The 13,856-nt window shown below is 65.3% G+C and carries 13 protein-coding genes; 6 read left to right on the top strand and 7 right to left on the bottom strand.

Annotation, left to right across the window (positions count from 1 at the left end):
* Positions 1–95 precede the first annotated feature (95 nt).
* On the top strand, positions 96–395 hold the full coding sequence (locus tag J7I85_RS23620) for a hypothetical protein (RefSeq protein ID WP_214858059.1): 300 nt from the start codon (positions 96–98) through the stop codon (positions 393–395).
* Between the two features lie 56 nt (positions 396–451).
* Here the strand turns inward: J7I85_RS23620 and J7I85_RS23615 are convergent, their stop codons facing one another.
* Together J7I85_RS23615 and J7I85_RS23610 are read right to left on the bottom strand one after the other, a co-directional pair.
* Positions 452–1,186: a type 1 glutamine amidotransferase domain-containing protein gene (locus J7I85_RS23615; protein WP_214858057.1), complete on the bottom strand. Its 735-nt coding sequence runs from the start codon at positions 1,184–1,186 to the stop codon at positions 452–454.
* 97 nt (positions 1,187–1,283) lie between these two features.
* Positions 1,284–2,573 carry a cyclopropane-fatty-acyl-phospholipid synthase family protein gene (locus J7I85_RS23610; protein WP_214858055.1) on the bottom strand — a complete coding sequence of 430 codons (1,290 nt, stop codon included), beginning with the start codon at positions 2,571–2,573 and terminating at the stop codon, positions 1,284–1,286.
* Positions 2,574–2,913: 340 nt separating this feature from the next.
* Here J7I85_RS23610 and J7I85_RS23605 point away from each other — a divergent pair, with 340 nt between their 5' ends.
* Positions 2,914–3,381 (top strand): hypothetical protein, encoded by a 468-nt coding sequence (locus J7I85_RS23605; protein ID WP_214858053.1) that lies wholly within the window; start codon positions 2,914–2,916, stop codon positions 3,379–3,381.
* Positions 3,382–3,471: 90 nt separating this feature from the next.
* Here J7I85_RS23605 and J7I85_RS23600 read toward each other — a convergent pair whose 3' ends face one another.
* Complete coding sequence (locus J7I85_RS23600; protein WP_214858051.1) at positions 3,472–3,933, bottom strand: hypothetical protein; 462 nt, start codon at positions 3,931–3,933, stop codon at positions 3,472–3,474.
* Between the two features lie 374 nt (positions 3,934–4,307).
* Here J7I85_RS23600 and J7I85_RS23595 point away from each other — a divergent pair, with 374 nt between their 5' ends.
* Positions 4,308–5,954: an alkaline phosphatase gene (locus tag J7I85_RS23595; protein ID WP_214858043.1), complete on the top strand. Its 1,647-nt coding sequence runs from the start codon at positions 4,308–4,310 to the stop codon at positions 5,952–5,954.
* A gap of 25 nt (positions 5,955–5,979) precedes the next feature.
* Here J7I85_RS23595 and J7I85_RS23590 read toward each other — a convergent pair whose 3' ends face one another.
* Complete coding sequence (locus J7I85_RS23590; RefSeq protein WP_214858040.1) at positions 5,980–6,333, bottom strand: GYD domain-containing protein; 354 nt, start codon at positions 6,331–6,333, stop codon at positions 5,980–5,982.
* A gap of 144 nt (positions 6,334–6,477) precedes the next feature.
* Here J7I85_RS23590 and J7I85_RS23585 point away from each other — a divergent pair, with 144 nt between their 5' ends.
* The 3 genes from J7I85_RS23585 to J7I85_RS23575 all read left to right on the top strand — a co-directional run bounded on the left by J7I85_RS23585 (position 6,478) and on the right by J7I85_RS23575 (position 8,970).
* Entirely contained in the window at positions 6,478–6,750 is a 273-nt protein-coding gene (locus J7I85_RS23585) for a hypothetical protein (protein ID WP_214858116.1), read from the top strand.
* A 191-nt stretch (positions 6,751–6,941) separates the two neighbouring features.
* Positions 6,942–8,081, top strand: coding sequence for a hypothetical protein (locus J7I85_RS23580; protein ID WP_214858038.1), 1,140 nt, complete (start codon positions 6,942–6,944; stop codon positions 8,079–8,081).
* A gap of 133 nt (positions 8,082–8,214) precedes the next feature.
* The gene (locus J7I85_RS23575; RefSeq protein ID WP_214858036.1) at positions 8,215–8,970 is read left to right on the top strand and encodes a ZIP family metal transporter; all 756 of its coding nucleotides are present in this window, start codon (positions 8,215–8,217) and stop codon (positions 8,968–8,970) included.
* An 81-nt stretch (positions 8,971–9,051) separates the two neighbouring features.
* On the opposite strand, the gene J7I85_RS23570 is transcribed toward J7I85_RS23575, so the two are convergent.
* The 3 genes from J7I85_RS23570 to J7I85_RS23560 form a co-directional block, all read right to left on the bottom strand.
* Positions 9,052–11,400 (bottom strand): multicopper oxidase domain-containing protein, encoded by a 2,349-nt coding sequence (locus J7I85_RS23570; protein WP_214858034.1) that lies wholly within the window; start codon positions 11,398–11,400, stop codon positions 9,052–9,054.
* 179 nt (positions 11,401–11,579) lie between these two features.
* Entirely contained in the window at positions 11,580–12,977 is a 1,398-nt protein-coding gene (locus tag J7I85_RS23565; protein WP_214858032.1) for a GAF domain-containing serine/threonine-protein kinase, read from the bottom strand.
* Positions 12,978–13,118: 141 nt separating this feature from the next.
* Positions 13,119–13,376: a hypothetical protein gene (locus J7I85_RS23560; RefSeq protein WP_214858023.1), complete on the bottom strand. Its 258-nt coding sequence runs from the start codon at positions 13,374–13,376 to the stop codon at positions 13,119–13,121.
* Between the last annotated feature and the right edge of the window lie 480 nt (positions 13,377–13,856).

The raw sequence follows: 13,856 nt of genomic DNA, 5'->3' as shown, positions 1-13,856 counted from the left end.
GAGATCACCGTGCTTCTTGTTTGGACAGGCTCAACCAGCGGTTAGCCGGTGAAAAGTACGGCAGACTGGAACCCCCAACCAGAAGGCGGACCACATTGATCAATCTGCAGCAGGATGCCGAAGGCTTCATCCGAATGAACCGGCATTTCCCGGAGAGCATCCTCGTCTCCATCACCTTTTCCGACGGCTCGGTGGAGGAGGTCTCCGGCGTGCGGCTCAACCAGGCGTACGACGAAGCCCTGGCCGAGTACCGCGCACAGAACCATCTGGACGCGAAGGGATTCTCGCGTTACCCGAAGAGCCGGACCAACCCCGGAAACAAGGTTGACTTCGTGCGGGTCCAGCCCGGCATGGGGACTGAGGTTTCGACAGGCTCAACCAGCGGCGACCGCTGATCAGCTGATCCGCTGATCGAGCCTGTCGAGATCCGAGGCGCTTGGTTTCGACAGGCTCAACCGGCAGTTGTTTCGCCTGCCAATTCGGTGTCTTCGGCGAGGGCCTTGATAACCTCCTTGGCCACGTCCTCGCTGGACTGCGGGTTCTGGCCGCTGATTAGATTGCCCTCGCGCACCACGTGGCTGGCCCAGTCCGGGCCGGTTTCCACGTTGGCGCCCTTCTCCCGCAGCGCCGTCTCCACCAGCCACGGCGTGTTCTCTCCGGTGCCGCCGCCCAGTTCCTCGGAGTTGGCAAACACCGTCAGCTTGCGGCCCGCGAAGGCGAACGCGCCGTCGTCGGCCGTTGCGCTGAGCAGGCCCGCCGGGCCGTGGCAGAAGGGGGCGATGACCTTGCCTGCGCCGTTGGCCTCCACGAGGATCCGGCCCAGATCCTTGTCCTGGAAGAGGTCCGCCATGGGGCCGTGGCCGCCCGGCAGGACCACTGCGTCGTACCCGGACGTGTCGACGTCGGCCAGCACCAGCGGTGCGAAGAGGTCGACGTCGATCATCTCCAGATAGGTGCGGAAGTCTTCCGCCCTTTCCTCGCTGCCAACGGCGTCTGCCTGCAGGCTGATCTTGTCGACGGTGGGCTTGACACCGCCGGGCGTGGCGAAGTCCACGTTGTGCCCGGCCTGCTGCAGGGTCCGGTGTGCCACCACCAGCTCCTCGGCCCAGAAGCCGGTGGGGTGCTGGCTGCCATCCTTCATGGTCAGCGAATCGGCCGCCGAGACGACCATCAGAATGTTAGCCATTGTCCTTGCTCCTTATGTGGGTTTCTTGGTTTCGACGCAACCGCTGATTGAGCTTGTCGAGATCTCGCGTGCCCCGGGTTTCTTGGTTTCGACAGGCTCAACCAGCAGTCCATTCCCTTAGCCGCAGCGGGGGCTCCTGGCCGCCCGGCTTCTGCAGCAGCACCTGGTTCACACCCGTCAGGCCGCCCTCGAAGCCCAGCGCACTGGACGCCATGTACAGCCGCCACACGCGGGCGCGGCCCTCAGTTGTGAGCCGCACGGCCTCGTCCCAGTTCTCCTCCAGGTTCTTGACCCATGCGCGCAGCGTCAGGGCGTAGTGCCGGCGGAGGGCTTCGACGTCGAGCACTTCGAAGCCGCCGCCCTCCAGCGCCGTCATCAGTTCCGAGAGGCTGAGCATCTGGCCGTCGGGGAAGACGTAGCGGGGGATGAAGGAATCGGGATCGTCCTCGGTGGGCCCGGCGTTCCAGGAGATGGCGTGGTTGAGCAGCCGGCCGCCGGGCTTCAACAGACCGTGTAGTTGCGAGACGTAACGGCCCAGCTGTTCGCGGCCCACGTGCTCGGACATGCCCAGGGAGCTGATCGCGTCGTACGGTCCGTCGTTCACGTCGCGGTAGTCCTGGACGCGGATGTCCACTCGGTCCGTCAGTCCGGCCTCGGCCACCCGCTTGCGGACCAGCTCGGCCTGCTCAGTGGAAATCGTGATGCCAACAACGCTCACGCCATACCGGGTGGCGGCGTGCAGGGCAAAGCTGCCCCAGCCGCAGCCAACGTCCAGCAGGCGCTGGCCCGGCTGCAGGCCCAGCTTGCGGCAGACCAGGTCGAGCTTCTCCTCCTGGGCCTCTTCCAGGCTTCTGCTTTCGTCGGACCAGACTGCGCAGGAATACACCATCGACGGGCCCAGGACCAGCCAGTAGAAGTCGTTGCCGACGTCGTAGTGGTGTGAGATCGCGGCGGCGTCCCGCTTCTTCGAGTGCCGGCGGCCGTGCTTTTCCACCTTCGCTTCCTCCGGCGGGGGAGCGGGGTTGGGGCCCAGCGCGCCGAGCCGGATGCCGGCTTTCAGCAGCGTCCAGACTTCCCGGGGCGTCGGCGGGCTGAACGGGCCTGGTTCGGCGAACTTGCCGGCGGAACTCAGGGCAGCGAAGGCCTCGAAGATGTCGCCGTGTGCGGTGATTTCACCGGCGACGTACGCCCGGCTCAGGCCCAGCTGCCCTGGCGACCAGAGGATCCGCCGCAATGCCCGTCGGGATGTGAACTCGATCAGCGGCGCATCAGGGGGGCCCGCTTCGGAGCCATCCCATGCCCGCAGCCGGACGGGGATTTCCTCGGTACCCAGGACGATGCCCAACGCCTTGGCTAGTCTTGGTGCCGCTCCGGTCGTCTTTGCCATCCTCGTCGCCTCTCGTCGGGTGCCCCAGTTCGACGGTCTGCGCCATTACAGTCCCGTGGCAATAACGTACACAAGCCTGCCTGCACCGGACAGTGAGACAAACTTGTCTCGTTGTGTCCGCCCGGTGTGGCTGGGGCTAGATTCCGTCCCGCTCCACGAATCCGCCGGAACCCTGCCCGGTACGCCGGAAGTTTCCGGCGCCCTCGATACGTTCCGGCGAACTCGGCCCAACCTGAGTGGTCCCCGGCGGCGCTGGCCCGAATTTCTCCACTCTGGACCGGTAATCCAGGCGGTGGGATGCTGATCGCACATACCGTCGGAGAGGGAGGCCGATATCGCCATGGATGACTCGCCGGAGACGCGCCAACGGCTGTCCGACCGCATCGAAGAGAAGCAGTCAGCACTCCGCTCCTACCTGGAACGGCTGCGGCCGCGCCGGCACAAGCTGACGGAATTCAGCGTCGCCGGGAGTGTGCTGGCAGCCATGCTTACAGCTGGTCCGGCGTTCGGAGGCACAGGGTTCACCGCATCACTCCAGGGCATGTTCTCCCTGGACGACGCTTCCGTGGTGTGGCGGGTCCTTTGCCTGGGAGCGGTGATTCTGTCCGTCGGAGCCGGGCTCGCCACGAACTTTGCCAATTCCCAGGCTTTGGCCGAAAAGGTCACCGCAGCGGAAACAGCAATCGCGCAACTGGAGGGGCTGCAACTGTCCCTGGGCTTCGGCCACATAGCCATCGACGAAGCAGCGATGCTGTACAAGCAATATGTCTCCCACGTTTCATTCGTGGAAAAGGTTCCGGCTCGCTGAGCTTTCCTTTTAAAGGAACGTTCGACGGCGGGTGGCTGGCAGGAATGCCAGCCACCCGTTTTCGCTCAAGGAGCACTTCGGTTTTATGAGTTATGCCAGAAGAGCGCAAATATCAGCAACTTGCCCAGGTCCTTCAAATGCGCTGACCTGACGTCCCTTACCGTCCAACACGAAGGTTACGGTTCCTTGGGTGAGATACAGTCCTTCCCGATCGCCCTCAGGAACGATCAGGACGTTTCTTCCGGTAGACGTCACGGTCAAGAGCCCCGGATCGCTTGTGTCAATGTGGGTTGCTCCCGTTATCACATAGGTCACGCTTTCTCCCGTTCTGACGTTGGTGAGGGTCACCCGCTGATTAGGTGCAGTGATGATCGCGGCCCCGCCGGGGAGTTCGTTGACACCCGACCCGCCGGTGACGGTAGCCTCGATTCTGAAACCGCAGTCTCTATTGATGAAGGTGACGTCGGCCGGTCCCGGCGGGGCCGCGGCAACAGGCCCCCCACCCACAACTACGCCAAGCAAAACCGCAGCAAAAACTATAAGCCTTTTCATGGCAATTTCTATTCCTAATCTGTTTGCGAAAGCGCGCATGCCAAATGCGGAGCAATTGCGCGCTGGAAGCTAGGGGCGTAAAACTCACCCTTGAATATCAGGTGTGAGCGGTTCTTCCATTGGGAAGCCGCACATGAGTTGCCACGGGAAAAGCGCCGCGTGTCTAATTCCCACCCATTTTCCCTTGCCCGAAAGTAAGGGTCAGCTCTCGACATATCCTCTTTGATTAATGCCTAGGTGCTGGATATTAGACCCTGCTTCGCGCCAATGGGAAGGCAATTTCATTAATTGTCAAGGAATTCGATCTCATTGTCACCGGCTTGCTTCACTCAGTTCACCCCGCCGTCGCCAGCCTGTAACCCGGCCCATCAACCATGGGCCTCATGACTGCTCTCACCCGCCGAAACGTCCTCAAAGGTGCCATCGCCGGTGCCGGTGCCGGTGCCGCCGCCGTCGCCCCTTCACTGGTAGTCCCGGCGCACGCCGCCCGCCCTGCCGCGGTTCCCCTGGTCCGCAACCGCCTGACCCTGCCGTACGGCATCGCTACCGGAGACGTCACCACCAACTCCGGCGTCCTGTGGTCGCGTGCGTCGGGTCCGGGCCGGCTGGTGGCTAACCTGCTGGCGGTGGACGAGGACGGGTCGCCGCTCCGCGGCAGCCGCGCCTTCCGGCGGGTCCTGCGCGGCACCACCGCCAGCGATGCCACCGACTTCACCTCGAAGATCCACGCGCGCGACCTCCCTTCGGGAACCGAGTTCGCGCTCACCATGCACTTCGAGGACCCGGACGGCAACGCCGGCGATGCCGCCCGCGGCTCATTCAGCACCGCGCCCGGTTCGAAGGCCAACAGCCTATGGTCCCGCAGCGGCGGGACCGAGCGCGGCCAGAGCTTCGTCTGGACCGGGGACACTGCAGGCCAGGGGTGGGGCATCAATGAGGACATCGGCGGCATGCGCGGGTACGCGGCCATGCTTGCCACCAAGCCGGACTTCTTCATTCACTCGGGCGACACCATCTACGCCGACGGCCCCATTGCCGCCCAGGTCACCGAGCCCGACGGTCGGATCTGGCGCAACCTGGTCACCGACGAGGTCTCCAAGGTGGCCGAAACCCTTGAGGAGTACCGCGGCCGGCACCGCTACAACCTCATGGACAAGAACATCCGCGCCCTCTACGCCGAGGTCCCGGTCATCGCCCAGTGGGACGACCACGAAACCACCAACAACTGGTACCCCGGCGAAATCCTCACCGACTCCCGCTATACCGAGCGCCGCGTGGACGTCCTCGCCGCCCGCGGCCGCCAGGCCTGGCAGGAATACCAGCCCATCGCCCAGCTCAGCGACGGCAGCACCGGATTCGAACCGGCCCGCATTTACCGCAAGATTTCCCGCGGCCCGCAGCTGGACGTCTTCTGCCTGGACATGCGCACCTTCAAGGACCCCAACACCGATGGCAAGGAAACGCGCCGCACCCACATCCTCGGCCAAGAGCAGGCCGACTGGCTCATCCGTGAAGTCAGCAAGTCCAAGGCCACGTGGAAGGTGATCTCCGCGGACCTCCCGCTCGGCATCATCGTCCCGGACGGGCCGGCAGCGCAGGAATCCCTCGCCAACCGCGACGCCGGTGCCCCCTTGGGCAAGGAGCTCGAGATCGCGCGCGTGCTGTCCGCGTTCAAGCGCAACCGGGTTAAAAACGCGGTGTGGCTCACCGCGGATGTGCACTACTGCGCCGCCCACCACTACTCGCCCGAGCGCGCCGCCTTCCAGGACTTCGACCCGTTCTGGGAGTTCGTCGGCGGACCCATCAACGCCGGAAGCTTCGGTCCCAACCAGATGGACGGCACGTTCGGTCCGGAAGTGGTCTTCTCCCGGGCCGGCGCCTACGCGGGCGAGTCCCCGCGCAGCGGCGAAAGCCAGTACTTCGGCCACGTGGACCTCGGTGAGGACGACGTCTTCTCCGTGACCCTCCGCAACGCCAACGGTGCCGTGGTCTTCCGGAAGGACCTGAACCCGGAGCGCTAAGCCCGCTCCACCGGCGGCGCCCGGCTCAGTCGACGGTAACCTCGGGCTGCTCTACGGTGCCGGGAGGCTGGTACTTGATATGCGCGGCCTGCCGCATTGCGTCCATCGTTTCCTCGACCGTCATGAGCACCGTGGTTTCAAATGAGCCCAGCGCTCCGCCTCCGCTGATTGCCAGTGCTACCGCCGCCATGGACACGTTATCCGGAGCCTCCCAGAGGTTGTAGCCGTCGTGGGTGCCGAAGGCGTACCAGAATCCGTGGAGCTTCCCGCCGACCGATTCGATGTAGGCCTGCGCGGCCTTTCGACGGTCTTCCGGGTTGCTGATCAGCCTTGCCCACGTTTCCGGGGTATAGCTGAACCTGGATAGATAGAGGGGCATGGTCTTGCCTTTCGTTCGCCGTCGGAAGCGGGATTCACCCAGAATGGCAGGCCGCTCTGCGGCCAGCAACGGCGGAATTTCTCGCCAGCGGGCGTGCGGCTCAGATGGGTAGTCACCCGGCCCGTCCGGTGGGAGGATTCCAATATGAGCGAGTTCCCTCCGGACCATGGGCCGCACCTGCACGCACACGCGGCACCCACCACCCAGCAGATGCGCACCGTTGGTCAGCGCCGCCGGGATGCCGAAGAGAAACTGGAACAGCATCTTCAGGAAGCCCGCCAAAAGGACCATCCGCAAAACGATGAGACGGTCACGCAGGCGGCAACTCCGACGGCGGACGGCCGGGACGTTGCCGGTGCCCAGGAGGACGGCGGACTGCCCGTCGCGGAGGGTGTGGATCCGAACCCGGGGCGCTAGGTTTCGCTCCCCACCGGCACCCTAACCGGGGGCGGACTGTCAACGGTCTTTTCATTGGCCGAATGATGCACGACACATTTCCGCCGAGAATGTAATCCGGCATTGCTTCTGCAAGAATAGCGAAGTCATGTGCGGGAGGTCACAAGCAACGGCGCTTGGGACCTCCCGTGCAATGCCCTGGGGAGGCGAAGATGTCAGGAATCAGTTTTACGGCCATCGACTTCGAAACGGCCAACAGCCACCGCGGCTCGGCATGCGCCGTCGGCCTGGTGAAGGTCCGGGACGGACGCATCGTGGACACGGCGTCGTGGCTCATCAAGCCGCCGCCCGGCATCGACGACTTTGATCCCATCAACGTGGAGCTCCACGGCATCGCCGAACCGGACGTCCAGAACGCCGCCGACTGGGAGATGTCCCTGGAGGGCATTCTGCACTTCGTCTCCGAGGATCCGATCGTGGCTTTCGATGCCGCCTACGACGCCTCCGTGATGCGCAAAGCCACCGAGCACCAGCATCTGGACCTGCCGGCGAAGGACTTCTACTGCGCGCTGCACCTCGCGGAGGACCACCTGACCCTCCCGCGGCACCGCCTCAGCGACGTGCTGGCCGCGCTGGATCTTCCGCCCGTTGAGCGCCACGAGCCCCGCTCCCACGCGCTGGCCTGCGCCCAGATAGTGCTCGCCATCGCTGCCACGCGCGGACTCACCACTCTGGCCGAGGCCTGGGAAGGGCCGACGACGGCGGTCGGCAAGCGCCGCCGTGGCCGGCGCGTCCGCACCGACGCCGACCCGGAGGCTGAATCACCCTCCGCCGGACGTGAGGGAGCTGGCGACGCGCCTGAGGGACTCGGCGAGCCCGGTGCCAACTTCGCGGCCGTGGCGCCCGACGCCAACCTCGCCGTGGCGGTGCACGACGCCGTTCCGCACCTGGTTGCCGACGACGGCGGCACCGCTGAGGCCGGCACGGTTAACGCCGAGAACGCTGGGGCCTGCAGCGCTGACCTGCTGCAGCTGAGTCGGGCCGAGGTTGAGCGCCCCGACTTTGAGCGCTCTGACATTGACCGCATTGAACCGAACGCGACCGCCAAACCGAGAGCCGCGAAGCGCGCATCCAGCACCACAGCGGGACTGGTGCTGTTCGTGTTGGGTGCGGCGGCCGCCGTCGGGCTGGCCTACCTCACAGGACTCACCATCCGGTACTTCGCCGCCGGCCAGGCGGTCACAGCTGCATTGACACTCTCCGCAGCCGCGGCCACCATGTGGGCGATCTGGGCAAGCATCACCCGCGGCTGGCACCGGCTCCGCCCCGGCAGGCTGACCGCCGGCAACTGACCTGCCGCGTCTGCGGCCTGCCGCCGCGGGTTCATTCTTCCCGTCTGCGAGAATGCTCGTGACGGGGGACGGGCACGGTATCGGCTCCGCCCTCAGCTCAACGAGGCCTCACGGCCGGGGAAGGCGGACACTCATGCCCATGTGGGCCCAGGCGCTGTTTTGGGGAACTCTGGCCGGCGGAGCGCTGGTTCTCGGCTCGGGACTGTCCTGGAAATGGAACATCCCCGCCAAGCTTGTCTCCTCGATCATGGCGTTCGGCGCCGGCGTGCTCATCTCCGCGCTGGCGTTCGAACTCGTGGACGAGGCTGTGCAGGGCGGGGGACTCTGGCCCACGGTCCTCGGCTTCCTTGCCGGCGCGGTGGTCTACGTGGGCGCCAACGCGTTGCTGGCCCGCTCCGGAGCCAAACACCGGAAGCGCTCCAAGGACCAGCAGCCCTCCGAAAAGGACGATCCGGGCAGCGGCACGGCCATCGCCGTCGGAGCACTCCTGGACGGCATCCCTGAATCGGTGGTCCTCGGCCTGGGCCTCGTCACCGCAGGCACGGTGAGCCCGGCCATGCTCACCGCCGTCTTCATCTCGAACATCCCGGAAGGGCTGTCCAGCACGGCAGGCATGAAGAAGGCCGGGCGCGGCGCCAAATACGTCTTCGGCGTATGGGGCGGCATCGCCCTGCTCTGCGGGCTCGCGTCGCTGATCGGCTACACCGCCCTGGAAACCGCGCCCGACAGCATGGTCGCCTTCATCACCGCCGTCGCCGCCGGCGGGATCCTCGCCATGCTCGCGGACACGATGATCCCTGAGGCCTTCGAGGAGCACCACAACCTCACCGGCCTGGTGGCCGCCGTGGGCTTCCTCTCCGCCTTCACCATCCACCACGTTGGCGGCTAGCTGGTGACCCCGACGACGGGTGGCCGGCGACGCTGGCGTCCACCCGCCGTCGAGCTTTAACGACCGGTCCGAGCGGACCGGTCAGACAGCCGTGACCGTTACAGTCCTGGTGGCGAGAACCTTTGACGTGATCCAGTGCAGGAACTGGACGCTGATGGTGTACTTGCCGGGAGCCGCAGGGCGCAGCAGAAAGTCGAACTTTTCCGCGGCACCGGATTTGATGACGTTGGTCAGGAGCGGATTTCCCGCGATCGACGGCTGCACCGCAGGGCCCGTGGGGCTGAGGGTGGTCCAGAAGGGCCGTCCGTCGTGAGCGACCAGCTCGGCGATCCTGGCTGGCCTGCCCGCCGCGTCCGTGATCGTGGTCAGTGTGGGGAAGTAATCGACGTTCACCATGCGCACCAGCGTCGGAGACTTGCCGGTCCGAACCACGTTGGCCCGCATCTGGGAGATTGCCCAAACGATGTCGTCGCCCCTTGGCCGGTTGGGGATGTTGCCGCCGAGGAGGAAGAAGTGTTTGGGCTCGAAGCGGTTCAGCCCCGCGTCCTCGCCGTTAAGCCCCGCTGCATGGTTCAGTTCGTGCCATCGCGGATCGAGGGAGTACGGCGCGATCAGGGTTTCCGTGGCGATGTCATACAAGGGACCCTCGAATGAATGCCGGCGGGTACCGGCCGGCGCCGGCTTAGCGGGATTGGGCGCTGGGTCGACGACGATCGGGCCGAACATGCCCATCTGGACGTGGAGCGGAGTGTTGACGTGGCAGTGGTAGAAGTAGGTTCCCGCCGAGCCGCGGTTGGGGTTGCCGCTTTCGGGCACGTCCGCCCTCCACTGGTACGTGTAATGGCCGGTAACCTCGAAGGAGGTGTGGCCCACGCCGTCGTTTCGGGGGTCCGGTTCGATGCCGTGCCAGTGGATGGTGTGCACCCTCTTGCTGGGCTTGATCGTGGACTGGAACAGTTGGCCCTCCTGCATCCGCACCGTTGTGCCGGGGATCTGGCGGCCGAATTTGTTGCCCTCGAAGCTCCACATCTCATGCTCGGAACCGTCAGGGAAGTCGAACTTTCTGTTGAAGAAATCCAGCTCCAGGGAGACGTCAGGCTTCAGGGCAAACTCGGTTTCCGGGCTGCCCTCATGCGGTTGGTCGGATGAGAATTCCACCTGGCTCCTGAAGGTGTGGTGTGAATCTACGGCCGTAGGCGGCGTCCCTTGCGCCGGGGCGGGCTGAGCGGCCAGCACCCAGTCCGCCACGAGCCCGCCCGGGTACAAGCCGCCGCGCGCCGTCTGGGACGGCTCCGCATGGCAGTGCATGGGGTAGGTCCAGTCCTCGGTCCTCGCGTTCCATACCTGATCGATCACCTCCGGCGGCCGCCTGACCGGAAGTATGGCCTCCTTGCGTTCCAGCGGCCGCAGCTGGACGGTGTCCTCCCACTGCTGGAGCTGCACTTCGCCCTGGGCAGATACCCGGCCGTTGGACCGTGGAAAGTCGAGACCGTTCGCGCGGACGGTCCACACATGGTTGCCGTGGTAGTGGAGCTGGTGGTCCGCGATGCCGGCATTGACCATCCTCATGAGGTGTCCGGTGCGGACAGCACCGGCTGACGGGGAGGCGCTGAAGTTGCGCACATCCGTCTCGCGCGGATGGCCTGAAGGAAGGGTGTCCTGATGCCGCCGCTCGTTGAACTCCAGATCATCGGTGACTGCCAGCGACTGGAACCCGGCGAACCCATTGAGGGTGAAGTAGTCCGGCACCGCCGGGGTGGCGAGCGGATCGACTGTCTGCCCCCTCGAGGCGATCCGGGCCCAGTTCGAGTCCACATCGTGGCACAGCCACAGCCACTGGCGTTCGAACTCCGCCGCGCCGGGCGCGAGCCGCCACGCGTTGCGGGGATCGATCACCACCAGGGCCCCGTACAGGCCAAGTGTCCGTTCCACGGGCTGGTTGCCCGGGTCCGTGTACGCGTAAGTCCCGGGCAAGGGCGCCGGAAACCGCAGCAGCTTCGCTTTGCCCGGCGCCACCGGCCCGGAGCCGACGTCGGCCCCGCCCGGTCCGGCACGGTGGAACCGCATCTCGTGCGGCTGCGCGAGGTTGTTATGGACCATGATCTCGATGGTGCTCCCGGTCTCCGCTATCAACGTCCGGGGCGGAAAGAAGCTGGCCCAATAGCCGCGCCGGGCAAGGAACTGCCGGGGGAATGCCGGGTCCGGCCGCAGCGGCGAGGGCCTCCCGTGCGGCGGCACAGGAGCGCCCAGCGGGTACGTCCTGCTGGCCACCACCCGTCCGTTGGCGGTGATGACCCTCGGGCTCATGGCCAGCGCCGGGTTCGGATCGTTTAATGCCGTGCGGCGTTCCCCGAACCCCCGATGGTAAACCAGCGATCCGTCCACCATAGGAACGAATCCGTCGTTGATATGGATGTCCAGAATAGCCACGCCCGACCTCCCAGTGTGCTGGGGACCGGAATTAAGCTGAAATGCAAGTCCATATTCGCCCCCAATTGCGCTTTCAGACTGCCTCCATGGTTGTGGCTGGAGCCTAGGGAAAGCTTGGGACCGCCGTCGACAAGGCTCATGTCCTTACATGGTCCGCACCGGCGGCGCTGTTTACGCCCCTACGTGACGACGCCGGTATCCAGCGGTGCAGGCATCCCGGCGGCCGCCTCAAGCCGCAGGTCGAGGTCCGTCATGACCACCGCGGCCAGATCCCGCAGGTTTGCGCTGTCCCCGTCGGTCATGGTGCGAGGTTCGAAGTCCAGGATGCAGAGGGTGCCCAGGTTGTAGCCGCTCCGGGTCTTCAGGGGAGCGCCGGCGTAGAACTTCAGGCCGAACTCGCCAGCGACCAGCGGATTGAGCAGCGTCCGCGGGTCCTCCGGCGCGTTCTCCACTACCCAGAGATCGTCCTGCAGGATTGCCGACGCGCAGAGTCCCGGATCCCTGCTGATCTGCTCCACGTCCAGGCCGTGGTGGGACTTGAACCAGATCCGGTCATGATCCACGATCGACACGATGGCCACCGGCACCGAGAACAGCCTGGAAGCCAGCGCAGTGATCCTGTCGAAGGCGCCGTCCGGGGGAGTGTCGAGGATGCTGTAGCTGCGCACGGCCTCCATCCGGGCTTCCTCGTCGGCGGGAATGACGGTGGCGTCAACCTTGTGCTTTCCACGGCTGCTCAGGGACAGCTCATACAGGGCCTGGCTCACCTCGGTGGTCGACGGCCTGTCCTCGGGGCTCCGTGCTGTCATGGCGGCCAGGAGGAGCCGCCACTCAGGCTCGACGTCGTCAGGAATGTGGGGGTCGTCCATCAGGCGGGCGAGGGCGCTCTGCAGGGGGTCGCCCGGGAAGGCCTGCTGCCCGGTCAGGGACTCGAGCAGCACCAGCCCCAGCGAGTACACGTCACTTGGTGGTCCCAGGGGCTCTGCCTTCGCCTGCTCCGGGCTGAGGTAGCCCGCGGTGCCAAGGAAGCCGCCGTCGTGCAGGTCCGGCGCGTCAGCCATGAGCGCGATGCCGAAATCCGTCAGTTTTGCGTGCATCCGGGCGGCGTCGTGCTGGTAGTCGAAGACCAGGATGTTGCCCGGCTTCACGTCCCGGTGAACCACGCCACTTTCATGTATGTAGGCCAGGGCATCCGCCACGTCGTAGCCGATCTCAGCCGTGTGGCGGGAGGACAGCGGGCCTTCGCCGAGGCGGCGCTTGAGATCCGGGCCTTCCACCAGCTCCATGACCAGGTAAATGCGGGTGCGGCCTGGCTCTTCCCGGTCCACCCCGGCGTCAAGGAGTGTGATCAGGCTGTGGTGGTTCAGGGCCGCAAGGACTTTGACTTCGGCGTCGTCATCCCATGCTGTTTCATGAGCGGCGTTGCTTCTGTTGATGACTTTGAGGGCCACCTCGCGCTCGAGGGACTCGTCGACCGCCCGGTATACGTTGGCCATGGCGCCGGAACCGATCTGTTCGGCCACCCGGTACCTTCCGCCGATGACTGCGCCTTCTGCAATGCCGGGTTGTACGGCCATGAGATACCTTGATTTTCCCGCCGGGCCCCCGGGGCCGGCGATATTCGTGCGTTGAAGCGGTGTGACAGCAGTGTGCGCCAGATGCAGAGTTTTGGGTACACCGAAAGAGCCGACTTGCATCGGCTCTTTCGGTGGTTTGGCCTAGATGAGGCTGGGGGCGCTCGCCAGGATGTAGTCGGCGGCTGCCGGGCCGGTCATGGCCAGCTGGCAGTTCTCCGGATCGATGCCGCGCTCCCTAACGGCTGTGAACAAGGAGCCGGGGGCGGCTGGCTGCAACTCATGAATCAGGCACCAGCTGGTGTAGAGGCCATAGAGCTCGTCGGGGCCGAGGACCGTGTCGGTTTCCCGCTCGGTAGTCAGGGCTTCGGCGATGAATGAGTGAAACTGGGTGGCATCCATTTTTGGCTCCTCTGAGGCATGCACATTGATCCGCCGTTTCTGCTTCAGCGATAACGGATCTCTGCCCATAGCGGCCAGCGATCTACCTGAAATTTATGCGAGACAGACTGTTCTGTCTAGTTGAGCCGGTCACACGCAGACCATTGTCCGGCCCTCGCTACCGCAGAGTACGCCAGGCCTCTGTCACGCGCATTCTGGTGGTGCCTGAGACTGACTGGGCGCGTTGCGATCCCGCCCCGCCCAAAGCGGGGAAGAATGCACCTCGGGGCCCGATTTGCGCGGGCCACGGGGGCCGTGTAGAGTCTTTCGAGTCGCCGCCGCTGATGCGGAAAGATAGCGACCGACCCCCTTTCTAACAGCCTGAAAAATGGCGCACTGAACGGTGCGCCGCGGACGGGCCGGGGACCTTTCCTGCAAGCGGAAATCGCGGAAACGCCGATTTGCAAAGCTTCGCCGGAACGGGTAAGTTTGAAAAGTTGC

This window comes from Arthrobacter sp. ISL-65 (genome assembly GCF_018613795.1).
In the GTDB taxonomy this organism is placed as follows: Bacteria; Actinomycetota; Actinomycetes; order Actinomycetales; family Micrococcaceae; genus Arthrobacter.
This window is presented reverse-complemented; position numbering and strand designations above follow the sequence as displayed.